20 protein-coding genes are annotated in these 24,157 nt (G+C 62.2%); 14 read left to right on the top strand and 6 right to left on the bottom strand.

What is annotated here, in order from left to right; all coding sequences use genetic code 11:
- The first annotated feature begins 20 nt into the window (after nt 1-20).
- The 3 genes from AB0230_RS08765 to AB0230_RS08755 all read left to right on the top strand — a co-directional run bounded on the left by AB0230_RS08765 (nt 21) and on the right by AB0230_RS08755 (nt 5,478).
- Complete coding sequence (locus AB0230_RS08765) at nt 21-2,312, top strand: ATP-binding protein (RefSeq protein WP_366375215.1); 2,292 nt, start codon at nt 21-23, stop codon at nt 2,310-2,312.
- Nucleotides 2,302-3,552, top strand: coding sequence for a hypothetical protein (locus tag AB0230_RS08760; protein WP_366375213.1), 1,251 nt, complete (start codon nt 2,302-2,304; stop codon nt 3,550-3,552). The genes AB0230_RS08765 and AB0230_RS08760 overlap by 11 nt, the downstream gene beginning before the upstream one ends.
- Nucleotides 3,553-4,518: 966 nt before the next feature.
- Nucleotides 4,519-5,478: a hypothetical protein gene (locus AB0230_RS08755; RefSeq protein ID WP_366375211.1), complete on the top strand. Its 960-nt coding sequence runs from the start codon at nt 4,519-4,521 to the stop codon at nt 5,476-5,478.
- Between the two features lie 199 nt (nt 5,479-5,677).
- On the opposite strand, the gene AB0230_RS08750 is transcribed toward AB0230_RS08755, so the two are convergent.
- The 5 genes from AB0230_RS08750 to AB0230_RS08730 all read right to left on the bottom strand — a co-directional run bounded on the left by AB0230_RS08750 (nt 5,678) and on the right by AB0230_RS08730 (nt 10,454).
- Nucleotides 5,678-6,070, bottom strand: coding sequence for a hypothetical protein (locus tag AB0230_RS08750; protein ID WP_366375209.1), 393 nt, complete (start codon nt 6,068-6,070; stop codon nt 5,678-5,680).
- Between the two features lie 539 nt (nt 6,071-6,609).
- Nucleotides 6,610-7,383: an ATP-binding cassette domain-containing protein gene (locus tag AB0230_RS08745; RefSeq protein WP_366375207.1), complete on the bottom strand. Its 774-nt coding sequence runs from the start codon at nt 7,381-7,383 to the stop codon at nt 6,610-6,612.
- Nucleotides 7,380-8,489: an ABC transporter permease gene (locus tag AB0230_RS08740; protein WP_366375205.1), complete on the bottom strand. Its 1,110-nt coding sequence runs from the start codon at nt 8,487-8,489 to the stop codon at nt 7,380-7,382. Before AB0230_RS08740 ends, AB0230_RS08745 begins: the two co-directional genes overlap by 4 nt.
- Before the next feature lie 66 nt (nt 8,490-8,555).
- Nucleotides 8,556-9,581, bottom strand: a complete 1,026-nt coding sequence (locus AB0230_RS08735) for a substrate-binding domain-containing protein (RefSeq protein ID WP_366375203.1) — start codon at nt 9,579-9,581, stop codon at nt 8,556-8,558.
- 114 nt (nt 9,582-9,695) lie between these two features.
- Nucleotides 9,696-10,454: a GntR family transcriptional regulator gene (locus AB0230_RS08730; RefSeq protein ID WP_307213499.1), complete on the bottom strand. Its 759-nt coding sequence runs from the start codon at nt 10,452-10,454 to the stop codon at nt 9,696-9,698.
- 140 nt (nt 10,455-10,594) lie between these two features.
- Between AB0230_RS08730 and iolC the strand changes: the two genes are divergently transcribed.
- Genes iolC through AB0230_RS08690 form a run of 8 tightly spaced genes read left to right on the top strand, consistent with a single transcriptional unit; the run spans nt 10,595 to nt 19,707 of the window.
- The gene (gene iolC / locus AB0230_RS08725) at nt 10,595-11,548 is read left to right on the top strand and encodes a 5-dehydro-2-deoxygluconokinase (RefSeq protein WP_366375201.1); all 954 of its coding nucleotides are present in this window, start codon (nt 10,595-10,597) and stop codon (nt 11,546-11,548) included.
- Nucleotides 11,545-12,459, top strand: coding sequence for a deoxyribose-phosphate aldolase (locus AB0230_RS08720; protein WP_366375199.1), 915 nt, complete (start codon nt 11,545-11,547; stop codon nt 12,457-12,459). The genes iolC and AB0230_RS08720 overlap by 4 nt, the downstream gene beginning before the upstream one ends.
- Nucleotides 12,460-12,473: 14 nt before the next feature.
- Nucleotides 12,474-13,994 (top strand): CoA-acylating methylmalonate-semialdehyde dehydrogenase, encoded by a 1,521-nt coding sequence (locus tag AB0230_RS08715; RefSeq protein WP_366375197.1) that lies wholly within the window; start codon nt 12,474-12,476, stop codon nt 13,992-13,994.
- Between the two features lies 1 nt (nt 13,995).
- Nucleotides 13,996-14,901 carry a 5-deoxy-glucuronate isomerase gene (iolB, locus tag AB0230_RS08710; RefSeq protein ID WP_366375195.1) on the top strand — a complete coding sequence of 302 codons (906 nt, stop codon included), beginning with the start codon at nt 13,996-13,998 and terminating at the stop codon, nt 14,899-14,901.
- Between the two features lie 17 nt (nt 14,902-14,918).
- A complete protein-coding gene (gene iolD, locus AB0230_RS08705; protein ID WP_366375193.1) occupies nt 14,919-16,814 on the top strand; it encodes a 3D-(3,5/4)-trihydroxycyclohexane-1,2-dione acylhydrolase (decyclizing) in 1,896 nt (631 codons plus the stop codon).
- A 31-nt stretch (nt 16,815-16,845) separates the two neighbouring features.
- Nucleotides 16,846-17,796, top strand: a complete 951-nt coding sequence (locus AB0230_RS08700) for a sugar phosphate isomerase/epimerase (protein WP_307213490.1) — start codon at nt 16,846-16,848, stop codon at nt 17,794-17,796.
- A gap of 17 nt (nt 17,797-17,813) precedes the next feature.
- Nucleotides 17,814-18,827, top strand: a complete 1,014-nt coding sequence (locus tag AB0230_RS08695; RefSeq protein ID WP_366375191.1) for a Gfo/Idh/MocA family oxidoreductase — start codon at nt 17,814-17,816, stop codon at nt 18,825-18,827.
- Between the two features lie 10 nt (nt 18,828-18,837).
- Nucleotides 18,838-19,707 carry a sugar phosphate isomerase/epimerase family protein gene (locus AB0230_RS08690; protein WP_366375189.1) on the top strand — a complete coding sequence of 290 codons (870 nt, stop codon included), beginning with the start codon at nt 18,838-18,840 and terminating at the stop codon, nt 19,705-19,707.
- A gap of 765 nt (nt 19,708-20,472) precedes the next feature.
- Here the strand turns inward: AB0230_RS08690 and AB0230_RS08685 are convergent.
- Nucleotides 20,473-21,918, bottom strand: coding sequence for a sugar porter family MFS transporter (locus AB0230_RS08685; protein WP_366375187.1), 1,446 nt, complete (start codon nt 21,916-21,918; stop codon nt 20,473-20,475).
- Nucleotides 21,919-22,077: 159 nt separating this feature from the next.
- On the opposite strand from AB0230_RS08685, the gene AB0230_RS08680 reads away from it, so the two are divergent.
- From AB0230_RS08680 to AB0230_RS08670, 3 genes are read left to right on the top strand one after another with little or no spacing between them, the layout of a single operon-like run.
- Nucleotides 22,078-22,488, top strand: coding sequence for a tautomerase family protein (locus tag AB0230_RS08680; RefSeq protein ID WP_366375185.1), 411 nt, complete (start codon nt 22,078-22,080; stop codon nt 22,486-22,488).
- Entirely contained in the window at nt 22,488-23,573 is a 1,086-nt protein-coding gene (locus AB0230_RS08675) for a transaldolase family protein (RefSeq protein ID WP_366375183.1), read from the top strand. Before AB0230_RS08680 ends, AB0230_RS08675 begins: the two co-directional genes overlap by 1 nt.
- Before the next feature lies 1 nt (nt 23,574).
- Nucleotides 23,575-24,006 carry a hotdog domain-containing protein gene (locus AB0230_RS08670; RefSeq protein WP_366375181.1) on the top strand — a complete coding sequence of 144 codons (432 nt, stop codon included), beginning with the start codon at nt 23,575-23,577 and terminating at the stop codon, nt 24,004-24,006.
- Nucleotides 24,007-24,157: the final 151 nt, after the last annotated feature.

The raw sequence follows: 24,157 nt of genomic DNA, 5'->3' as shown, positions 1-24,157 counted from the left end.
GAGAGTTAGGGCGCCCCAATTTGACCACTTACAACTTCACGGTCGACGCAGCGCTGCTTCGCGAGTTAGGGGAGCGGCTCGTCGGACGTCCGTACATGGCGCTCGCCGAGCTGATCAAGAACAGTTACGACGCTGACGCCACGGATGTCGAGATCGTGTTTAAGGATCAGTCAATATCCGTGGCTGACAACGGCCATGGCATGTCGGAATCTGATTTCGCGAGTCGCTGGATGCGAGTCGGCACCACAAGAAAAGCGCAGCAGTCAGTCACAGCCACCTACGAGCGCGCTCTGACCGGATCTAAGGGCGTTGGTCGACTCGCGGTTCAGCTCCTCGGCCGGGCGACCGAAGTGCGTTCACGTGCGGTCGTCGATCCAGGAGCGCTGGATGGCCCTCTTGCTGAAGCAATCGTCGCTCGTATTGACTGGGAAGCTGCGGTGAAGCAAGGCGAGCTCACTTCGGTGCAGGTCGAGGTGGCGTCTCCGAAAACGCTCGCGGATTTCCCATCCGCGGCGAAGCATGGAACCGTCGTGACAATTTCTGAGCTCGCTGATGCGTGGGAAGAAAAAGACTTCACTCGACTCGCTCGCGAAATCTGGGCGCTGCGCCCTCCTTTCGATGACGATATTCAGTCTGGGATGAGGATCACCCTACGGACAGGCTCGGACGAGATCGACGAATCGTTCCGAGATCAGATGACAGCAATTCTCGACATTTGGTCTGCTCGTATCACTGGTCGAATCCTGCCCAGCGGTAAGAGTGCCCTCGTCTATGACGGTGTTCTTCCGCCCCGCCTGCAGTCCGCGGACGACGACGACGATCAGGCGCTTCGTCGCCCAGGAGCTAAGAAGCTACCCGATCGTATTCTCAAGGTGGATATCGAGATCAAAGATGGTAGTCGCCGAACGGTGCATTACCTGGTGCCAGCCTCGCCGCTGCAGCGGGCGCGGTTCGATATTCGGGTCTTTTCTTTGCAGAGCCGTCAACCGCGGAACGTTTCTGTTGCCGATGCTCGTGAATATCTTCGTCGTTTCGGTGGGGTCAACCTTTTTGATGGCGGATTCAGGCTTGGGTATTACGGCGTCGACCAGGACTGGCTCGAAGCTGAGCGCGACCACGGACGCAGGCTGGACCGCAGTCGCCTGGTTCCGGAAGCGCTGCAGGTCAAGAAAGGACTCTTAGACCTCCCCTCGAACGCCCGGATTTATGGCGCGGTGCAGATATCGACCGCCGAGGAGAGCAAGCTGGCCGCTCGCCAAGGTTTGGGGTATGATCCGCTATCAATCCAGGTAAGTCGCGATCGGCTTACTGATAACGCGGCTTACCAGCAGTTGCGAGTGCTGGTGCGTGCGGGCCTAGATCTATATGCGATGGAGGCTGCCCGCGCGAAGCTTCTCGACGTCACCCGGTTACGAGAGCAGCGGCAGTACACCCCTACGGAATCGCTTGGAGCACTCGCTGCAACTGTCGAAAGGGTGCGGGACGAGCTATCCCCCACTAGCTATGAGGAGTTGCGCTTCGCGGTTGACGACACGGCGAATGCAGTAAAGCTTAGCGAAGCGTCTACGAGCGCATACGCAAGCCTCCTCGGCGCCCTGGCGACCGCAGGCAGTACCTCTTTGGCATATGAGCATGAGATTAGCAAACAGGTTGCGGCTCTCCATGACCTCTCAGTTGACTTGACGGAAGTAGCGCACTCGCTGTCTGGTCCACAAGCCGCACGAGTGAAGCGCGCTGTTGAGAGGATGGACGAATGGCAGGAACGGGTCGCGGGAATCAGAGCTGTGTTTGGGCCTCTATTAAGCAAGGAGTCGCGCGACACTGTGCAGCGATACCGGGCGCGCCCCACCGTTCGCAAGGTCGTCCGCGAGATGCAGCCGTTGGCAAGTGGTATCGAGGTTGACGTGACCGGAATACCAAATGACCTGCTGTTTCCCCCGGCGACACTCCCGGCCTGGACTTCGATTCTGCAGAATATCCTCTTAAATGCTTATAACGCCTTGTCCGACACGGCTGACCCATTGATAAGTGTGGTTGGTGAACGAGGAAAGACGCATTCGAAGATTTATATCTTAGATAACGGCGTCGGAGTGGACGCAGCAAAATCGGAAACCTTGTGGGAGCCGTTTTACAGAGAACTCCTCCTATCTGCAGAGAAAGAGGCGGCAGGGCTAGGAGGGATGGGGTTGGGGCTCACCATCGTCCGGATGATCGCCGACGAGGTTGGGGTGAAAGCTCGCTTCGTCAAGCCACCAAACCGCTTTCGCACAGCACTTCAACTTGAATGGAGGGAACCGCGCGATGATCGCTAACGTACTAATCTGCGACGACAAGACGGATCGTGCAGAGCGTTGGAAAAGTTTGATCGAGTCACACCTGCCATCCGCAACTGTCGACACGCTCACCGGCGCCAAGCTCGCTGGCCTACTTACGGAGCTTTCGGACGCAGAAGACGAGGCGCGTGACGGTCAAGCGCTGAACAACGAATCACGTGGAACGATCGGGCGCGTCGAGCAAGCTGATTTGCTGATTCTAGATTCCGACTTGTCGCCGGCGCCTGGTGATCTTGGACTCCTTCAGGCCGACGAGGCGAGAGATGTGTCCCGAACCTTGCGCAACGGGTACGGCGACGACGTAGCACGCCAGCTCCGGAGCTACTCGATGGCGCCAGCCATCGTCGTAGTCAACATGTTTTGGGGGCGGCACGCGCGCCCACGGGTGTTTGATCTGACTCTCAACCAGAACGCCAACGCGGTCGCTGACCTGAACATCACGGCTGGCGAACTCGCCGACGACGTGCTTTGGGGTCGTGCGGTGCGCGATACGGCGCCGATCTATCGTCCCTGGCAACGCGCGACCATCCCAGAAGTGGTTGCGACTTTCAAGCTTTCGGCCGGGCTTAGCGACGATCTTGACTTGGACGAGCGAGTGCTGGAGCGGTTCGCGATCGATTCGTCCAGGCTCACACCGAGTCAGCTCGATCCTTTTTCCAAGGCGCCTGAAGACCTAACCTTCCACGATTTCGCCAACAGTGGACTCGGGTTCAAGTACACGGGTACCGACGAGGGTGGAGCGTTTCATGAGCCAACGTACGTCAAGGCGATGGCGCTCTCAGCCGTAAGGCGTTGGATCGAGCGCTTCGTTACACCGAGTCAGACGGTCCTGCTTGATGCACCACACCTTGCGGAGCGGTACTGGCGGGTAATCACTTCTGATCCGGCAGACTTGGCTGCTCTTGACCGCTTCGCCGAGGTTGCATGGGGTGGAGACGTTGGTCATTTTCAGCCCGCGCTCAGGGACGCTCTTCGACCCTTTGCAACTCGGCCCGTCTTTGATGAATCAGTCGCTCGAAAGGTCGCGGCCCAGCAAGCGCGATCAGGCGCGGCACCAGTCGGATCCTTGGATGCCGCGTTCGCCGAGGACATCTCCAAATTCCGACCCCTAGGTCGGCTAACTCAGTTCCCGTCCGATGTTCCAGGCGAGTTTAAGCACCGCTGGCTGGAGGAAGTTGCTGGTGTCGGATATGAGCCATCCAACAGGCTGTTGCTGTGACCAACGCCGAAAGGAAAGAACTAGCCAAGCTGCAAGCCGTGATAGGAGCGTGGTATCAGGCGGGGCTCGGGGACTCAACAACAGCTGATGCAGCCGCCCAATTTCGGAACTTCTTCCCGGCTATCGGGAACGGAGATCCTTCAAGAGACATCAAATCGTGGGGTCGGCGTGACAACAGGCGAAATTGGTATCCCATCGTGGGCTACTTTAGCGCGCCGCCCGTGACAACTCCAGGGCGGGATGGTGAGCGTGATCAGACCCTATGGCCGCTCATCACTTTCCAGCTACGGGAACACGGGGGTCTAGTCCAACTGATGATCCGGGTGGTCCTTTGCGCCGAAGATAATGCCGGACAGGTTGATGGGTGGGGGTGGCGGTTCGATTCCGCTGATGCCGATGAAGGGCCTAATTCACACGGGTACGCTCACGTCCAGCACATAACGACATGGGAGCCAGGCTCGCAGGGATTCCGATGGCCGGAGCTAGGTGGCTTCGAAGACGGCGAGACGGGAAGCCCTGTCGAGCATCGGAAGACGACTCCCGAAACGCGACCGGCAGTGCCTCTCGGCTGCACCGATGCAAGCGGCCTAGCGGTCGCGGTGATGCTCTCTTTGTATGGGGCCATCCGGACCGCAAGAATGCTCCGGGGTATCACGCAAGCGGACTCTGAGTTCAAGCTACTGTGTGGTCAAGACAAGGTCGAACTACTCGATCGGGAGGATTGAGCGGTGACAACGTTACCGGAGATGCGGCTCCTGTGCGGTCGATCAAGGTCTCCCCGACCCTTTCATCAAGACGAACCCCGTGGTGGCGCGACCGATTTAACGGACCTCCGGGTGGACGTCCCTCGACACGCGCCGCTTGTCGGGCAGACGGGGGCCCTTGCGGCAGTGACCGAAGCGCGTAGCGGCTGGCGCATTGCGCGAGCCAGGCGTAGTGCTACATGCTGACTCGTAGTCATCGGGGATGCAGATTGGGGCCAACGTGATTGATATTCGTTTCGAGTACCCTTCCGCGGGATCGCTGTACGGGAAAGATGAGTACTCATCTAGTCGTGAGTGCGCCGTCATCGTGGAAGACGCGGCACTTGAACCGTCCAAGGCTGCGTTGATAATCACAGGGGATTTTGATTCGTCCGTACGTGACCGTCTCCCCTCAGAATTGAAAGACCACTGGACAAGTTCTCGGGGTGCTGGGGACGTAGGCGCGAAGGTTATGGCCGTAGGTGACGAAGTTCACGTGTTGATGCACGAGTACTACTTCGAACCGCAGACTGATCCAGACTTTGATTACGAGCGACGGAACAAGATGATCACGCGCCTCGCTCGTCACGAGAGTAGGCACGTCACAATGGAACAGGCAGGGGAAGCTGGCGGACCAGTGATCGACCGCGACGGTGAAGCACGAAGGAGATTCTTGCACGTGGCTGATGCGGTCATCAGCGAGTATCGAGCCGAACTCGATGTGCCGCTTAAGTACGACATGCCCTTCACGCGTTTCGATCCGATCGACGTGGCCGCGTGGGCGCGTGGTGAGCTGACGCAACTGGTCAGAGTTGACCACCTGCGCCAGATAGAGCCGAAGCGTCTTGCGTACAGCGTGGCGCAGGTGCTTGAGATTGGGGCCAAACAGCTTGCCCCTATCGCGGCGGAGCGCAAACTTCAGGGGACCGTTGCTGGGGCGCCGTTCGCGTCTAGTACTGCTGCATCGGGTGATTGGTTGGCGATCGTTTCGCCGTCGTGGACGGAATTCGAATCAGTGTTACAGGATGTTCCACCGTCCCGTGAGCGAATTGCGCCAGATGAGCTCGCAGGATTAACCATACGACTTGCGGACGTTCTCGAATACTGGTTGCAACAACTCGGTTTCGCGTGGAGCGACATTGACGGCACCTTTCTGGTCAAGGCGCGAGATCTTTACGTCTGATCATTGCGTTCCGGTCCGCTGTTTCCTGGTGAATTGTTATGAGTGGCGTTCCGCGGCCCCTGGGTCGGAGGTCGAGCGGATGCGAATTCTGTAGGTGAGCGCATGTCGAGCTGCCGATGACTTGGAGGGCTGATTCATCACGCGTACGGCTGGCCTAGCACCACCGCATTGCGGAAGCAAGATGCGAGCCCGGGGCCGCCTAGCGATGAGTGCCCCCACGCGGGCGCCGCTCAACACCTGCTCGAATGAGGGCTTGGCGGACGCCGTTGTAGCTGACGTCGAAGTGGTCGGCGATTGCTGCGAGGGACTTGCCGCTGCCGTAGAGCGCAGTGGCTGCACGGACCTGCTGGTCTGTGAGTCGCTGACAGCGAAGCTGGGCGCTTTCGTCGCGGAGAAGTTTCAGCAGCCCACCCTTAGAGATGTTGTACTCGGTGCATAGTGACGGGGTTGTCGCGCCGGCCTGATACTTCTCGACGATCTCAGCGACGAGGACCGGATCAAGCCGACGACGCAGAAGCCGAGATGGCCGCTCCGAGGGCGAGTTCGAGACGACCGTATTCGGCGCTAGGCCAGCCAGTTTCTGCAGTTCCACCAGCAGCGGCGGCAGAATCGCCGATTTTTTCGAGTTGTCGTGTACTGGGCCTACTTCCGGGATAGGACTCCTGTCTTACTCGAATATTGAACCTGGTCGTCGGCGGGAGCTGAAGGTCACGGCGGTGGCCCGGTTGGCTCGTCGGCGCTGGGACATGTAGGCCTCATCCTGAGCCGTCCGGCCGAGCGTAAGCATCGCTCTGGTCCGCGCATCTCGTTTGCGTGCTCAAACCCACGGCGGAAGGGCGGCGGAGTCCCGTCTCGCATTTCGGCAGGGTTGCGTCCCGGCTCGTGAGCAGATGGCGTGGGATCTGCTGCTGTGACGGGGAGGGCCCACCCGGCTTGCGGCACAGACACTGAGCCAACTCCCTCGTTCGTCTCCAGGAGCCGCGATCCGCCATCGGTATCCGTTGGCGGGTGCCCTTGGCCACGGGGTCCTCACAAGTGGACACCGGAGACGGATGGGCACTGTGGGCAGCGTTGGGCACAAGACAGATGGGGCGGCTGGTCTCCCGGCCAACCGCCCCGTTCGTTCATGTCTTACGAGGCCTGTGCGCGCAGACGTTCCAGCCCAAGCTTGCCTCCGACCACCGCAGCAGTCAGTTCCGCCACTGAAGTGTCCTCGCGTCGGACGTCGAGGATCTTCTGTCCGTGGTTCATGACGATGTGCCGATCGCACACCTGATATGCGTGATGCAGGTTATGGGTGACAAGCACGGAACTGACACCTTCCGACTTGAGGTGCCGTAGATAGTCGAGCAGCGCCTCCGTCGCCCTCACGGCGAGTGCGGAGGTCGGCTCGTCCAGGATCAGCAGGCTTCGCTTGAAATGTACGGCGCGTGCGATGGCCACCGCTTGTGCCTGACCCCCGGACAACGAGGACACGAGCTGCTTTGAGCTCTTAATGCCCTCGATGGTGACGACGGTGTCAAGAATTTCTGTCGCGATCTCGTCCATTTGCTTGAGCTTCATCAAGCCAAGGGCGTTCGTGATCTCGCGCCCCATAAATATGTTGCGTGTGATCGACATCTGGGGAACGAGCGCGGAATCTTGGAAGATTGTCTCGACGCCGAGGCCCTCCGTGACCGGACGTGTCACGTGGGGAACCGCATCCCCTCCCCAGTAGTAGGCGCCTTCCGTCATTGGGACCACACCAGACATGATCTTTACGAGGGTGGACTTGCCTGCGCCGTTGTCGCCGAGAAGTCCAACGACCTCGCCGCGGCCGATGTCAAACGAGACATCTTTGAGGACGGTGTTAGCGCCGTATCGTTTCGTGACTCCCTCGAGGCGGAGCAGGTAGTCGTCGGTCATGACGCTTTCCCTTCCATGAGCTTGTTGAAGATTGCAGCGACGACGATGATCAACCCGACGAACAGCTGGATGTAGAAGCCGGGTGCCTTGGCCAGGATGAGGCCGTTTTCGATGATGCGAATGAGCGCTGCACCGATCACCATGCCGATGACGGATCCGCGTCCGCCGTTCAGTGAACAGCCGCCCACCACAGCTGCCGCAATGGCCATGAGGGTGTAGTCATCCGTGCTGCCTGGCTGCATCGAGCCGGTGCGGACCGAGATGAGGATGGTGGCGAATCCCACAAGAAGGCCGAAGACTGCGAAGGCAAGCAACCGAACGCTGGTGGGTTTGATGGAGATGGCCTTTGCCGCCGACGGGTTACCGCCTACCGCGTAGATGTGGTTGCCGAGCTTGTGGCGGTGCAGGAAGAGCCACGCGAGCGCTCCGATGAGAACGAGCCACACCAGTTGAGCGCGGAAGAATCCGAAGTCCCCCGCGAACAGCGTGGTGAGGGTGTCGTCCTTTGCGTCCACGAGGATGGCCGGGGATGTGCCGTTGACGAAAATGCTCGCCCCAACCCAGAAGAATCCCATGCCGAGTGTTGCGATGAACGAAGGGATTTTGGTGAGTACGACGATCAACCCGTTGATGAGGGCAATGGACGTGGAGGCCGCCAAACCTGCAACGATGCCGACTGGCCAACTGGTGGCCTCCGACACGTTGATGAAGATGATGGCGGTGAAGCCAATGTTGGCGCCGAGTGACAGGTCGAATTCGCCGGCGACCATCAGGATGCCCGCGGCGATTCCAAGGAGGGCGAGAACGGGTATGGACTGGGAGATGACGCCAGAGAGGTTGCTGGCGGACAAGAACGGGAATGCTGCGGGAGCAATTGTTCCCGCGATGATGAACCCAATCAGGACCAACGCGAAGATGATGCCGATTTCGAAGGCGCCGCGCCCGCGGCTGTAGCGGAGGTTGTCGCGGAATTTTTCGCTGAAAGTGTGCGGCTGGTTATCGCGCAAGCGGCGGCCTGTGATTACAGCTTCGGTCGGGGCGGGGGCGGTAAGAACGTGTTCGGACGGCGGATCGGTGGGTGGCCGCTCGTTGACGGGGTTGGGCATGGGAGTGCCTTTCGAAGTGGGTGTGATGTGGGGTGTGGGGCCGACGGGAAGCGGCCCCACACCAGGTCAGAACCGGACGCCCTTGAGGGCGTCGTCCTCGAGGAGGCTGACATTCGTGCTGTCGATCAGCCCTTGACCGCCCGAATTGATGACAGAGGGGGAGAGGCCGAAGTCAAGGTAGAGAACGCCTTCGGTGACCGACTGAAAGCCCTGCACGTAGCCCTGCTGGTCTGCGGTGGCGATGATGTCGCCGCTCTTGATGCCAGCGACAACTTGCGGGGAGGTGTCGAAGCCGACCACGGGAACCTTGACGCCGGCGGCGTCCATAGCCGCCACGATGTTGCGGTGCGGTGTTCCGCCCAGGGGAGCGACGGCCTTCACATCGGGGTTGGCGGTCAGCCACGATGTGAGCGCGTTCAGCGCTTCCTCATCGTTGCCTGACGTACGGAGGTACTCGCCCTTCGCGCCAACGGAGTCAAGTGCCTTCTGTACTCCGCCGCCGCGCTGCACGGCGTAGTTCTGCTCCGGTTCCTCGGCGGGGAGGAGGACTTTATCGCCCGAAGACAGTCCGGCGTCCTTCACGAGGCGAGTCCCGACGATCTGGCCGACCTCGAAGAAGTCCTGTCCGACGAAGCCCGAGACGCAGTCGGCAGCGGACTCGGGTGCTGGGACGTTGTACGCCACGACGGTGATGCCCGCATCGTGGGCGTCGCAGGCCACGCCGACCCATTTCTCCCCCTCGTTGAAGGGCATGAAGATGAGTGACGGCTTCGTCGCGATAGCGGTCTGCACGAGGTCGACCATCTTGTCGGGGTCGCCTTCAGCCGTCTGATGGGTCAGGTTCAATCCGCCGAGCTGAGCCGCATCTTCTCCACCCTTGAGGATCTGTGCCCAGAACGAATCGCTCGCAGGGTTGTAGTACGTGAAGAAGTAGGCGGAGCGGTTCTCGGCGCGTGCGCCGTAGCCGCTTTCAAGTCCGCTGCTTGAGGTATCCGTGGAACCCCCGCCAGCCGAGCAGGCGGACAGAGCTAGGACGGCAGCTGCGGCGACCGCGAGTGCGGCGACCGATCGGGTGCTGTGGTTACGTGTCACGACGTCGTGATCCTTTCGTGCGCGGAGCACGAGCTCCGGCTTACCTTCGTTGGTGAGCCAGAGCGTAGGGCGGTCGCGTCATGCTGTCAACCTAATGTCATGACAAATAGCGGATCACTTTGCGACCAGTGTCGTTTCGAAGCTGTAGCGGTCTGGCCGGTAGATGTGCAGGCCGAACTCAATGGCTTGTCCCGCGTTATCGAATGCTGTTCGCTCCATGAGGAGGACGGGGCCATCCCTGTCGATCTCGAGAAGGCTGCCCTCGTCGTCGTGTGCTCGGCGGGCCCCGATCCGCTGATTAGCGATGCGAATGGCAACACCTCGTGATCGAAGGATTTGGTAGAGCCCGCGCTCCTCGAGCTCGTCACGGCTCAGGTCGGTGGTCTTTGCGGGGAAGAAGTTCTGGAGGATGGCGACGGGTGTGCCGTCTGCGGTTCGTAGGCGTCGAATGTGCAGAACTTCGTCGCCCTCGGCGATGCCCAGATGGGAGGCGACGTTGGCGGGGGCGGGAATGACCTCATGCTCAAGAACGGTCGTTCCTGGTGCGTGCTGAGTGGACTGCAGGTCTTCGAACAGGCTCGTCAGTTCGACTTGTCGCGTCACTTGCCCTTGGACGACCTGGGTGCCGATCCCGCGTCGTCTCACCAGCAGGCCGCGGTCCACCAGCTCCTGGATGGCGCGTCGAATGGTCGGTCTGGAGAGGCCGAGTCTCTCCCCGATAGCAATCTCGTTCTCGAGGCGAGCGCCAGGGGGGATTGCGCCTGACCGGATGGCTTGCTCGAGCCGCGAGGATACCTGGAAGTACAACGGTACTGGGCCCGTGCGGTCGATGTCGTCGAAGAGCTGCGCCGGCCAGTGCACGTCAGTAGTCACGGGACCTCCTATGTTCCAACAATGTTACAACGTCGCGACTTTGTCACCTCGAAGTCGATTTTGACTCTTGTGGCCGAGTCGTCGCCATGTGTTATTGTTAGGACATAGTCTGGTCTAGCGAGGAAGTTGTACAGCGGAGTATGACCACATCAACACACGACGTCGTCGTCATGGGGCGGCTGGGCGTCGACATCTACCCTCTTCAAGATGGCGTTGGCCTCGAACAGGTCACGACATTCGGAAAATACCTGGGCGGCAGTGCGGCGAACGTCGCCGTCGCGGCGGCTCGCTACTCCCACAGTGTCGCGCTCGTCTCCAGGACGGGGAACGATCCTTTCGGGCGTTACCTACACGAGGAACTAAAGCGGCTAGGAGTTGACGACCGCGCGGTTGCTGTGGATGACCGTTTTCCGACGCCCGTGACGTTCTGCGAGATCTTTCCCCCGGACGACTTCCCGCTTTACTTCTACCGCGAGCCCAAGGCGCCAGACCTCAACATCAGTTCAGAGCAGCTCGACGAGATCGACTTTGGATCGGCCCGCATCGTCTGGGCCACGGTGACCGGCCTCACTCAAGAGCCGAGTTATGGAACGCATCTTGAAGCATGGTCTCGCCGCGCCCGCCGGGAGCACACCATTCTCGACCTCGATTACCGTCCGATGTTCTGGGAGTCTCCCACGCAGGCGTCTGAGCGTGTCGCCGAAGCCCTTCAGCATGTGACGGTCGCCGTCGGGAACCGTGAGGAATGTGAGATCGCGGTGGCTGAGACCGACCCGCACCGCGCTGCGGATGCTCTGCTTGGACGCGGCGTTGAGCTCGCCATTGTCAAGCAGGGGCCGCGCGGTGTCCTCGCCAAAACGGCCGACGAGGTCGTTGAGGTACCGCCCCACTTCGTCGACGTGGTCAACGGTCTGGGAGCAGGCGACGCATTCGGCGGGGCGCTGTGCCACGGACTGCTCTCCGGGTGGGGGCTCGAACGCATCCTGCGCTTCGCGAACGTCGCCGGTGCCATCGTTGCCTCGCGTCGCGAATGCTCGACAGCAATGCCACACGAGGCTGAGGTCCTCGCTCGCCTAGAGGGGGTCCGCCCATGACCGGCCTGACCTTGACCGCAGACGACTTCGAACGTCTCCGCGATATCCGTGCAACCCAGCCTGATTTCATCACGCATGCTCTCACTCGTCGAAAGCATCGGGATCTCTTGGGAGGCGACGGGCGTCTCTTCATCATCGCCGCAGACCATCCCGCCCGTGGGGCGCTTGGGGTCGGATCGAATCCGACGGCGATGGCGAATCGATACGACCTGCTCGACCGGCTGGCAACCGCGCTGTCTCGCCCTGGGGTCGATGGCGTTCTCGGCACGCCGGACATCATCGACGATCTCGCTGCCTTGGGTCTGCTCGATGGCAAGATCGTGGTCGGTTCCATGAACCGGGGTGGTCTGCGCGGCGCGTCATTCGAAATGGACGACCGATATGGCGCTTACACAGTCGATGCGATGGTCCGGGCGGGCATCGACTTCGCCAAAACGCTCGTGCGGGTCAACCTTGCCGATCCTGGAACCGCCTCTACGCTTCAGGCGACCGCCGATGCGGTTACGGGCGCCGCGGCTGCGGAGCTGCCGATCATGCTCGAACCGTTCATGAGTACCTGGTCGGAAGGACGCATCGTTAATGACTTGTCGACGGAAGCCGTGATTCTGTCTGTCGCCATCGCCGCGGGTCTTGGTGCGTCATCGGCGTACACCTGGATGAAGCTTCCGGTCGTGGACGACATGGAGCGAGTCATGGCATCCACAACGCTTCCGACACTTCTGCTGGGTGGAGATGCAGGCGTCGACCCAGACGAAACGTTCGCCTCGTGGGAGGACGCGTTATCCCTCCCGGGTGTGCGTGGCCTCACCGTGGGACGCACACTTCTCTACCCACCGGATGGTGACGTCGCCCGCGCTGTGGACACCGCAGCCGCGCTCGTTCACCCCATCCCCGACGCCGTCTCCCACTGACATCAAGGACCATCATGAGCATCATCGACATTCGCACCGTCTCCCACTGGATCGATGGAGCCGAACGGCCCTCGCGCAGCGGCCGCACCGCCCCCATCTACAACCCCGCCACCGGGGCAGTGCAAGCGCACGTAGCCTTGGCCGACCAGAACGAAATCGACGAGGCGATCGCCTCCGCCACCCAGGGGTTCGAGGTGTGGAGCCGGTACTCCATCGCCAAGCGACAGACAGTCCTTTTCAGCTTCCGAGAACTCCTCAACGCGAGAAAGGGTGAGCTCGCCGACATCATCACCGCCGAGCACGGCAAGGTCCGCTCGGACGCGATGGGCGAAATCCTCCGCGGCCAGGAGGTCGTCGAGCTTGCGACCGGCTTCCCGCACCTCATCAAGGGCGCGTTCAGCGAGAACGCTTCCACCGGGATCGACGTGTACTCGCTCAAGCAGCCGCTCGGTGTCGTGGGCATCATCAGCCCGTTCAACTTCCCCGCCATGGTGCCCATGTGGTTCTTCCCCATTGCCATCGCCGCGGGCAACGCGGTCGTCCTCAAGCCCAGCGAGAAGGACCCCTCCGCCGCGCTCTGGCTTGCCCAGCTGTGGAAAGAGGCCGGACTCCCCGACGGTGTCTTCACCGTGCTTCAGGGCGACAAGCTCGCCGTGGATGGGCTTTTGAACAGCCCCGATGTGCAGGCGATCTCCTTCGTCGGCTCGACCCCCATCGCGCAGTACATTTACGAGACTGCGTCGAAAAACGGCAAGCGCGTGCAGGCCCTGGGTGGAGCGAAGAACCACATGCTGGTCCTTCCGGACGCCGACCTCGACCTTGTCGCCGACCAAGCCATCAATGCCGGATTCGGTGCCGCGGGCGAGCGCTGCATGGCGATCTCCGTCGTCCTCGCCGTCGCGTCCGTCGCCGATGAGCTCATCGAAAAGATCACCGCACGCATCGCAGATCTGCGTATCGGCAACGGTGCCGGTGTCGACGGGGTCGAACCCGACATGGGACCGCTCATCACCGACGTGCACCGCGACAAGGTGTCGAGTTATGTCGACATCGCCGAAGCCGACGGGGCCACCGTTGTCGTCGACGGCCGCGGGTACACCGTCGACGGTCACGAGGAGGGATTCTTCTTCGGCCCCACCCTGCTCGACAAGGTGCCCACGACCTCGCGCGCCTACACCGAGGAGATCTTCGGACCCGTGCTGTCGATCGTGCGGGTCGCTTCGTACGACGAGGGCGTGGAACTGATCAATAGCGGCGAGTTCGGTAACGGCACCGCGATCTTCACCAACGACGGGGGAGCGGCCCGCCGCTTCCAGAACGAAGTTGAGGTCGGCATGATCGGCATCAACGTCCCCATCCCCGTCCCCGTCGCGTACCACTCGTTCGGTGGGTGGAAGAAGAGCCTGTTCGGCGACGCGAAGGCCTACGGCGTGCACGGCTTCGACTTCTTCACCCGCGAGAAGGCCGTCACCAGCCGCTGGCTCGACCCCGCCACCCACGGCGGGATCAACCTCGGCTTCCCCCAGAACGACTGACGTGAGCAACGACCCGCAGCGCTGGTTCCACCCGCGCGGAGTCCTCGCCCAGCCGGGATGGGAGAGCGTCGTCAACGATTCGGTTCCGGGATGGAAGTACACCGGCATCCGTATCGGCGACCTCCGCGAACATGATGCGCTCGAGCTATCGGACACGGGCGTCGAGCGCATCATCGTGCCCCTGGCTGGCTCGTTCGTGGTCACCCACCGTCATCACCCTGGCGAATGGCATACCCGGCTTCACGGGCGCCGTTCCGTGTTCGATGGGCCGACCGACGTCCTGTATCTGCCCACCGGCACTACCGCCACCGTAGAGGGCGAGGGGAAGTTCGCGGTCGCTGAGGCTCCGACGAACGAGGCGCGTCCGTGGCAGTACGTCGCTGCCGCGCAGACCCCCGTCGAACTCCGCGGCGCGGGGCGCTCCAGTCGTCAGGTGCACAACTTCGGGACCCCCGAGAGTCTGGATGCGTCGCGGCTAATCGTCTGCGAGGTGATTACTCCCGCGGAGAATTGGTCGTCGTACCCTCCCCATAAGCACGACGAGCACGTTCCGGGTCACGAGTCGCGCCTTGAGGAGATCTACTACTTCGAATCCGCCCCGGTGCGGGGAGGCCGGCGTGAGGACGCGTTTGGGATGTTTACCACCTACTCTTCGGCGGCCGGCGAGATCGACATCAACGCCCGCGTCGGCACAGGCGACATCGCCCTGGTTCCTTACGGATACCACGGACCGGCGGTCGCCGCCCCCGGATACGACCTCTACTACCTCAACGTCATGGCCGGCCCCGACCCGGAACGGCAGTGGCGCATCAGCGACGACCCCGCGCACGCATGGGTCCGCGACACTTGGACCGGTCAGGCATTCGACGACCGCCTGCCCTACACGAACCAGCAAGGACGACACTGATGTCAGCAACCAGGCGAATGACCGTCAGCCAGGCGCTCATTGAATTTCTCGCCAACCAGTGGACCGTCGACGGTGACATCCGCGAACGCACCATCCCCGGGATGTTCGGCATCTTTGGGCACGGCAATGTCGCAGGCATCGGCCAGGCGCTCAAGCAGGCGAACGTCGAACGGCCCGATCTCATGCCCTACTACCAGGCCCGAAACGAGCAGGCCATGGTGCATCAGTCGGTGGGATACGCACGCATGCATCGGCGCCGTGCGACCTTTGCGTCTGCGGCGTCTGTCGGCCCCGGAGCTGCGAACATGCTGACCGGAGCGGCCCTGGCAACGACGAACCGGCTACCTGCGTTGCTTCTTCCCAGCGACACCTTTGCGACGCGCGTGGCGGATCCGGTCCTCCAACAGTTGGAGCAGCCGTGGGACATCGGGCTCACAGTCAACGACGCTTTCCGTCCTTTGTCGCGCTTCTTCGACCGCGTCCAGCGACCGGAACAGCTTTACTCGATCGCTCTCGCGGCCATGCGCGTGCTGACCGATCCCGCCGAAACAGGTGCGGTAACCATCTCCCTCCCCGAGGACGTGCAGGCTGAAGCCCTCGACGTCCCCATCGAGTTTCTACAGGAACGCGAATGGCATATTCGCCGCCCGCTGCCGGAGCGCGGCCCGCTCACCCGTGCCGTCTCTGCTATCCGCGCCGCCAAGGCGCCACTCATTGTCGCCGGCGGTGGCGTGCTCTACTCGGGCGCGGAAGACTTGCTGCGGGAGTTGGTGGAAGCGACGGGCATCCCCGTTGGCACATCGCAGGCGGGTGGGGGAGTGCTCGCGTGGGATCACCCCCAGAACCTCGGGGGCATCGGGGCCACCGGAACGCTCGCCGCGAACCGCGCCGCTGCTGAGGCCGACGTGATCATTGGTATTGGTACGCGCTACAGCGACTTCACCACGGCGTCGCGCACGGCCTTCCAAAACCCGTCGGTCCGCTTCGTCAACATCAACGTCGCGGCATTCGACGCGTACAAGCACGGCAGCCAGGTTCCCGTCATCGCGGACGCTCGCGAGACGCTACGAGAGCTCCTCATCGACCTCGACGGCTACGAGGTGCCTGCTGAGTTCTCCACCCGCGTCGCGCGAGAGAAGAGCGCGTGGGATGCCGCGGTGGATCGAGCATTCGAGCCGTCCCAGCTCGCCCTGCCGGGCCAACCGGAGATCATTGGCGCCGTCCAGCGCGCCAGCGGTCCGAAGGATGTCGTCGTGCAGGCGGCCGGCTCCCTCCCCGGTGATCTCCACAAGCTGTGGAGGGTGCGCGACCCGCTTGGATACCATGTCGAGTACGCCTTCAGCTGCATGGGTTACGAAATTGCAGGCGGGCTTGGAGCCAAGCGCGGCCTGCTAGCCGACGGTGACGACCGCGACGTCATCGTAATGGTCGGTGACGGGTCGTACCTGATGCTCAATACCGAATTGGTGACCGCAGTCGCCGAGGGCATCAAGCTCATCGTCGTGCTGATCCAGAACCACGGATACGCATCGATCGGGCACTTGTCCGAGACTGTCGGATCCGAACGCTTCGGTACCTGGTACCGCACCTACGACGACGCCGCGCGCAACTTCCAAGGGGACGAGGTGCTTCCCGTGGACTTGGCGGCAAACGCCCGCAGCTATGGTCTCGACGTCGTCGAGATCGAGCCCGGACCCAGCGCCATCGAAGACCTGGCCGCGGCGCTTGTGGCAGCGAAAGCGTCGACGACCTCGACGTTCATTCACATCAACAGCGACCCGCTCATCTACGCCCCCGATGGCGACGGATGGTGGGACGTGCCCGTGCCGCAGGTGTCCACCCTCGACAGCACACAACGCGCCCGCGACGAATACGAGCAGAAGCAAGCTCACCAGCGTCCGCTGCTGGGCTGACCCCGCCCCTTTTCACTCACTGGAGAGAGATATGACTGACATCGCCAACACGCCCGCCCGCGCCGTCGCCGGTGACAACCCCGGCCTTCGTATCGGTACCGCCCCCGACTCATGGGGAGTATGGTTCCCCGACGACCCCAAGCAGGTACCGTGGCGCCGTTTCCTCGACGAGGTCGTTGCTTCGGGCTACTCCTGGATCGAACTAGGACCCTACGGCTACCTCCCCACCGACGCGCACCAGCTCGAGGACGAGTTGGGCTCGCGCGGCCTCAAGCTGTCGGCGGGTACCGTCTTCACCGGCTTTCACAAGGGCGACGACCAGTGGCAGCGCGCATGGGACCAAGCCCTGGCGGTGGCGGGACTGGCATCCAAGCTCGGCGCCGAGCACCTCGTGGTCATTCCTGACCTGTGGCGCAGCGACGCCACCAGCGAGGTACTCGAAGCGCGCACCCTTGACGACGACCAGTGGCGCAAGCTCGCGGCCGGCCACGACCGACTCGGCAAGGCGCTGCTCGAGGAGTTCGGGGTCAAGCAGCAGTTTCACTCCCACGCAGACAGCCACGTGGGGACCACCCGTGAGGTGCTGCGATTTCTCGATGAGACCGACCCGCGCTACACCAACCTGTGCCTGGACACCGGCCACTTCGCCTACTACGGCGGCGACAACGTCAAACTGATTCAAGATCGCCCGGATCGCATCGGCTACCTGCACCTCAAGCAGGTCGACACCTCGCTCCTGTTCGACGTGCTCAAGAACGACGTGCCGTTCGCGGACGCTGTCACCCAGGGCATCATGATTGAGCCGCCCCACGGTGTCCCGGACCTCGCCCCAATCATCGAAGCGGTCGCAGCAATCGACCCCGACATCTTCGCCATCGTCGAGCAGGACATGTACGGCTGCGACGTCGACTACCCGTTCCCCATTGCCCAGCGCACTCGCGAGCACATCTTCGGCTGCACGCACCTCGCGCGCATCCACTAACACAGGAGCATCAACACATGAGCCAGGACCTCCGCGTCGGCGTCGTCGGCGCCGGCCTCATGGGCGCCGACCACATCGCCCGCATCACGCACCGCATCAGCGGCGCCGTCGTCTCCGCGGTTGTTGAGCCCGACGCCCAGCGCGCGGCATCGGCGGCCGAGAGAGCCCCGGGCGCGGCAACCTTCGCCCGGATTGAGGATGCCATCGACGCCGGCGCTGTGGATGCCGTCCTCATCGCAGTACCCGGCCCTTTCCACGCCCCGGTGCTGGAGCCGGCGCTCGCGGCAGGCCTGCCCGTCCTCTGCGAGAAGCCGCTCACGCCCGACTCCGCATCGTCCGCGCGCATCCTCGAACTCGAGCAGAAGCTTGACCGCCCGCACATTCAGGTGGGCTTCATGCGCCGCTTCGACCCCGAGTATGCGGCGCTGCGCGACCTGGTTGTCTCAGGTGACGCGGGGGAGCTCGTGATGGTGCGCGGCGTGCACCGCAATGCCACCGTCCCAGACTCGTACACGCAGACGATGCTCATCACCGACTCGGTGGTGCACGAGTTCGACGTCGTGCCGTGGCTGGCGGGCTCTCCGATCAAGACCGTGGAGGTGAAGTACCCCCGCCGCAACACGCTCACGCCCAAACATCTGCGCGAGCCGATCCTCGTGCTGATGGAGCTCGAGAACGGGGTACTCGTCGATGTCGAGATGAACGTCAGCGTGCAATTCGGCTACCAGGTCGGCACGGAGGCGGTTTTCGAGAAGGGCATCGCGCGCATTGGCCAGCCCTCCGGGCTGCAGCAGTGGCGCGACGGTCAGTTCTCGGTTCAGGATCACACAAGCTTCACCACCCGTTTCGCCACCGCCTATGACCAGCAGATCCAGCGCTGGGTCAACGCCGTGCGCGACGGCCGACTCGTCGACGGCCCCAACGCTTGGGACGGTTACCTCGTCGCGCTGGCGTGCGAGGCGGGAGTGAAGGCTCTCGACGGCGGCGTCATCGAGGTAGAGTCCGCCAAGCGACCTGCGTTCTACGCCTGAGGAGACTCGCATGGTTCGCATCGCACTCGACCCCACCCCGTACCACCACACCCACGCGCTGCTAGAGTTCCCGGACGTCGCCGCACGACTGGGCTTCGAACACATGCAGCTGACCCCGCACGTGGACTTCGCGCCGTTTTTCCGGTACCCAAAGGCAGATGATGACCTCGTCGCCACTCTCAAGAAGAAAGCAGCGGACGCAGGCGTGAAAATCCCTGCGCTGCTGCCAGTGCAGCGAATCTCGTCGCCCGACGAGCATCTGCGTGTGGCGGCCGTTCGTAACTTCACGCGGGTCATTCAACTCGCGGTTGAGATGGAAGTTCCGGTCATCAACACCGAGTTCTCCGGACGCCCCGAGCTGCCGGAGGAGTCGGAGGACGCGTTCTATCGGTCCTTCGAACAGCTACTTCCCATCATCGAACGAGAAGGCGTTCGCGTGAACATCGACCCGCACCCCGACGACTTCGTTGAAGACGGTCTTGAGGCCTGGCGAGTTATTCGGGGACTGAACTCGCGTTCAGTCGGCTTCGTCTATGTCGCCTCGCACACGTTCCACATGGGCGATCGAGCGCGAACACTTATCCCGGAGCTAGGGGATCGCCTGGGCGCGGTCTACGCAGCAGACACCTTCGACCACCACCGCTCTCATGGGCTGCGGTACATCACGAACCCGCCGGGGAACGCCGTACGCGTTCACCAACATCTCAATATTGACCGCGGGGACGTCGATTGGAACGAGCTCTTTTCTGCGCTTCGCGCCAGCGGATACCTGGACCGCGAGGACGCACTGATCGTGTCCAATGTGTTCGGCGAAGACGAGAATGCGGACGCGTCAGCGCGCCACCAGCTCGCCCGCATCAAGGAGCTAGCGGATAGCTAGCACTTGCCTGACTCATCTACTGGATGCACCGCCCCCATCTCCAACCAGGACGGGGGCGGTGCTCATTCGCCGTCGCAGTGCAGCGCTGCCACGAGCCGCGAACATTGACCTCCGTGGCCGCGCGTTGGCAGTGCATGGCACCGTCCTGAGATTGTCTCCAGGCGCCTCTCCTGATGGGGCTACTCCTGCTGTTGCGGTCGCCCGGTCGTGAAGCCCGCCGTCAGGTTCGCTATAACGTCGCGAGCGAGGAACCCTTCGGCACGGGCGACGATCGCATGGCGGACCCGGTCAGGTCGTCGAGCTTCGGTCAGCACGTTCACGGTGAAGACACGATGGAGCGCAGGCGTCGGGCCTCGCGCTCCACCCCAAGCCGGTCGTGACCGTTCCTCCCTGCTGGGCGTTGTCGACTAGATACGCAGCACTCGAGCCGGACAACTCCGCACAGTAAGGAAGTTCACCGTCCTCGGCGCACTCGAGCGGCTGTTCATCTCGGTTCACCACTCGCGGTCTTGCTCCCCAACTGATGGCGCGCTGCCACACTAAACCGCACGGAGAGCGAGCTCGATGGGCGCGCGCCAAACCGCGCGGCTCGGGAGTTTCTCGCAATGAAGTGGGTTCGTGGGAGACGAGTGGCCTCCTAGTGCCGCTAACGCGGCAGCCGCGGTCCCGGAGGTGATCGATTGCGTTTTCATCGATGCCGTAGGTGACACCTCGGCTTCGAGCAAAGTTGCGGCCCGCCCCGGAGGAGCGGGCCGCAAGAACCGCTTAGCGTGCGCCGGTCAGTCTCTCGCGTCGGGTCAATGTGCGAATGGATTGAGTGCGGAAATCGGTCTCAAGAGTCTCGAGGCTTCGGCCCTTGGTTTCAGGGACGGCTCGGAGGACGAAGATGAGCGATACGACGTTCACTGCAGCGAAGAGTGCGAACGTCAAGGTCGAGCCGATGCCCTCAACGATGATCGGGAAGACGAACGAGATTGTCGCATTCACCGTCCACAGGACGAAGACGGCCAGACCCATTGCCAAGCCGCGAATCGCCAACGGAAAAATCTCGCTCAGCAGCAGCCATACAACCGTTCCGATGAACCCTTGCACGAAGGCAACGAACAGCATCATCGCTCCGAGGATGATGTAGCTCACGGCGTCCGAATGAGGAAGCAAGAACACAAGGGACAAGATGACCTGGGCGCCCACTACGCCGCTGAAGCCGATGAGCAGCATGGTGCGACGACCAACAAAACCGAGCAGCCAGATGCCGACAATTGTCATGGTGACACTTGTCAGACCGACACCGATGGTGGCGATGAGGGCAGCTTCGTCGCCCAGCCCCGTCTGGGTCAGGATGGTTGGAGCGTAGTAGTTGACGGTGTTGATACCGGTTGCCTGCTGGATAGCGGCTAAGCCGAAGCCGATGTACAGCAGACGGCGCATCCATCGGTTGTCGCGTAGGGCCTTCCACGCGTGCCGACGTGCGTTTCCTTCAATCGCGGCGGTTTGAGCGATCTCAGACATCTCTGACTCCAGCTCGGCGTTGCTGCGACTGCGGGCCAGTACTCGCCGAGCTTCATCGAGACGACCGCGAGCAGCGAACCACCGAGGGGATTCCGGGAGGACCAGCATGCCGACGAGAAGAATGACTGCTGGGATGCTGGCGACGCCGAGCATGATGCGCCACACGTGCGTGTCCGAGATGACGACCGCCAGAAGGGCGTTGATGGCGAAGGCCAGGAGCTGGCCCGTGACAATCATGAGCTCGTTGATCGTGACCATTCGACCGCGGCGGTCTGCCGGCGCCATCTCAGCTAGGTACAGGGGGCACGCTACCGCAGCTGCCCCAACACCAAACCCAAGGAAGATGCGCGCTACGACCATCAGGGCAACGTTCGGGGCCACCGCGCAACCCAGTGCGCCGATCAGAAAGATTGCCGCGCACACGAGCAAGCTCCGCTTGCGTCCCAAAGCATCCGCGATGCGACCACCCAGGAGTGCTCCGAAAGCGGCCCCGGGGAATAGCAGCGAGCTGACGACCCACGCCTCCTCCGACGTCGACATCGCTAGATCATCACGCATGTACAGAAGCGCGCCGGAAATCACTCCCGTGTCGTAGCCGAAAAGCAATCCGCCCAGGGTCGAGATGACGGTCAGCCGTGTCAGGAAGCCCTTGAAACCTGGGGGACGTGAGTCGCTGGTGACGGGTGTGCGGGAGTGCGACACTCGGACGCTCCTTTGCGTAGGGGGCAGCCCGCCATCCTCGAAGTGCGGCGCGCTACGGTCAAATGTAAGGACATTCTGCCATGACCGCTCCCGCTGGGCAACTGTTTGCGTGCGCCCGACGTTCATGTAACTATGTCAGGACAAAGATCGGAGCTCGCGATGCCCCTTGTTCGAATTGACCACAGCCGTGCGCGAACCAACTCGACCGCCATCTCGGACGCCATCCACCGCGCAATTGTCGCCGTGTATGGCATACCGGAGCGCGATCGTTTCCAGGTCGTCACCAGCCGCGATGCGGAGACCATCGTGGCTGAGGACGCTGGGCTCGGCTTCGAGCGAACCGATCCGGTGATCATTCAGATTTTCACCCAACGGGGCCGTTCGGACGAGACGAAGCAGGCCCTGTTCAAGGAGATCGCTCGACGATTGGAGTCGGTGGGGGTTGCGGGCGAAGACGTCTTCATTGGATATGTCGAGAACGGTCCGCAGGATTGGTCGTTCGGCTTCGGGCGCGCACAGTACGTGACAGGTGAGCTCGCCGTCCCCAGTTCGAAGGAAGACGCCCGCTGATGCCAACTACTGACGAGGCGCCAGCGCCCTTCATGCAAATGACTCGGAGATATCCGACGGCTCTCTGGAATGATTCCGCCGATCCGGAGGAGCTCCGGGAGTCCATTCGCTTGGGAGCAGTGGGCGCCACCTGCAATCCGGTCATTGCCTACGCCGCGATCAAAAGAAATCCGGCCCAGTGGGAGCCGTGGCTTCGCGCGCTCGCCGCCTCACAACCGACTTGGTCTGAATCGGAACTCGGCTGGGCCGCAGTGCGTGAACTTTCGGTCCAGGCGTCGCAGCAACTGCTCATGAAGTTTCATGAGTCAGGTGGGCGAAACGGTCGGCTTTCAATCCAGACAGACCCGCGTTTACACCGGGACGCAGCGGCTCTCGTCCGGCAGGCTGTGGAGTTCTCAGAGCTGGCTCCGAACATCATCGTCAAGATTCCGGCCACGGCCGTCGGAATCCAGGCGATGGAAGAGGCTGCATACCGAGGTGTGAGCATCAACGCGACTCTCTCTTTCACTGTCGCGCAGGCGGTAGCGGTGGGAGAAGCCTTGGAGCGCGCGATGGACCGGCGTGCCGCTCAAGGACTTCCCGACCAAGAATTTGGTCACGTGGTCACGATCATGGGCGGACGCCTCGACGACTGGCTCAAGCTGTGGGCATCCGAGAATCGAATTCTCGTCGAACCAGGCGCACTTGAGTGGGCTGGCGTCGCCGCATTGAAGCGCGCATATGAGATCTTCCGCGAGCGGGGGTTCCGCAGTCGGATCCTGTCTGCGGCCTTCCGAAACCACCTGCACTGGTCCGAGCTTATAGGCGGAGATCTGGTCGTTTCACCGCCTTTCGATTGGCAGGCCCGGATCAACGAAAACGGCTTCGTTGTGCGAGAGCGCATCTCCGAGCCCGTGCCTGCCGGGGTCCTATCGGAACTGTTGTCTCTCTCGGAGTTTGTCCGGGCCTACGAGCCGGACGGATTGAAAGCTGAGGACTTCGGTTATTTCGGCGCAGCCCGGAACACGCTCCGGCAGTTTTTGGAGGCGAGCGCTGAGCTCGATGCGCTCGTGCGTGACGTCATCGTTCCGCCCGCCCGAGGTTGACGTGGCGGACGCTGAGGAAGATGTCACCTTCCGGTCGCGCCGTTGGGTGCGTCCAGAGGACCTCAACGCTCACGGCACACTGTTTGGAGGGAGCCTTCTTCGTTGGATCGATGAAGAAGCAGCGATCTACGCAATCCTGCAGATAGGCAACCCGCGGGCAGTCACAAAATACATGTCGGAGATCGACTTCGTGAGTTCTGCCGTTCAGGGAGACCTTATTGAACTCGGTATTCGCGCAACGCAGTTCGGCCGAACCTCTATCTCGATGCGTGCAGAGGTACGCAACATGGTTACCCGGGCACGAATTCTTCGAATAGAACGGATCGTGTTCGTCAGCCTGGACGCGTTGGGTGAGCCTGAGGCGCACGGATACACGGATATCACCTACCGTCGAGACCGTTTGCCGGCATCGTCAGCGAACTCGGCGAGGTAGTCGCGGGACCGCGGAAGTCGCCACTGAAGAATTCTTCCGCCCGTTCGTCGGCGGCACCCGCCCGCGAGTCGGGGCGAATCTGCGCGTGCAGGTTCGGGTTGATTTCTATATTGGAGCCGGACACACAGAGCCAACCCGACACCGACGGCTG

The sequence above is a fragment of the Microbacterium sp. NPDC089190 genome (assembly GCF_040701795.1).
Lineage (GTDB): Bacteria > Actinomycetota > Actinomycetes > Actinomycetales > Microbacteriaceae > Microbacterium > Microbacterium galbum.
The sequence above is the reverse complement of the archived record's forward strand: the minus strand, read 5'-3'. Positions and strand labels throughout refer to the sequence as shown.

Bases quoted from the DNA above. Each gene is read 5' to 3' on its own strand.
- AB0230_RS08760 (WP_366375213.1), top strand. From the start codon at position 2,302: ATGATCGCTAACGTACTAATCTGCGACGACAAGACGGATCGTGCAGAG.
- AB0230_RS08755 (WP_366375211.1), top strand. From the start codon at position 4,519: ATGCAGATTGGGGCCAACGTGATTGATATTCGTTTCGAGTACCCTTCC.
- AB0230_RS08745 (WP_366375207.1), bottom strand. From the start codon at position 7,383: ATGACCGACGACTACCTGCTCCGCCTCGAGGGAGTCACGAAACGATAC.
- AB0230_RS08740 (WP_366375205.1), bottom strand. From the start codon at position 8,489: ATGCCCAACCCCGTCAACGAGCGGCCACCCACCGATCCGCCGTCCGAA.
- iolC (WP_366375201.1), top strand. From the start codon at position 10,595: ATGACCACATCAACACACGACGTCGTCGTCATGGGGCGGCTGGGCGTC.
- AB0230_RS08720 (WP_366375199.1), top strand. From the start codon at position 11,545: ATGACCGGCCTGACCTTGACCGCAGACGACTTCGAACGTCTCCGCGAT.
- AB0230_RS08715 (WP_366375197.1), top strand. From the start codon at position 12,474: ATGAGCATCATCGACATTCGCACCGTCTCCCACTGGATCGATGGAGCC.
- iolD (WP_366375193.1), top strand. From the start codon at position 14,919: ATGACCGTCAGCCAGGCGCTCATTGAATTTCTCGCCAACCAGTGGACC.
- AB0230_RS08700 (WP_307213490.1), top strand. From the start codon at position 16,846: ATGACTGACATCGCCAACACGCCCGCCCGCGCCGTCGCCGGTGACAAC.
- AB0230_RS08695 (WP_366375191.1), top strand. From the start codon at position 17,814: ATGAGCCAGGACCTCCGCGTCGGCGTCGTCGGCGCCGGCCTCATGGGC.
- AB0230_RS08690 (WP_366375189.1), top strand. From the start codon at position 18,838: ATGGTTCGCATCGCACTCGACCCCACCCCGTACCACCACACCCACGCG.
- AB0230_RS08680 (WP_366375185.1), top strand. From the start codon at position 22,078: ATGCCCCTTGTTCGAATTGACCACAGCCGTGCGCGAACCAACTCGACC.
- AB0230_RS08675 (WP_366375183.1), top strand. From the start codon at position 22,488: ATGCCAACTACTGACGAGGCGCCAGCGCCCTTCATGCAAATGACTCGG.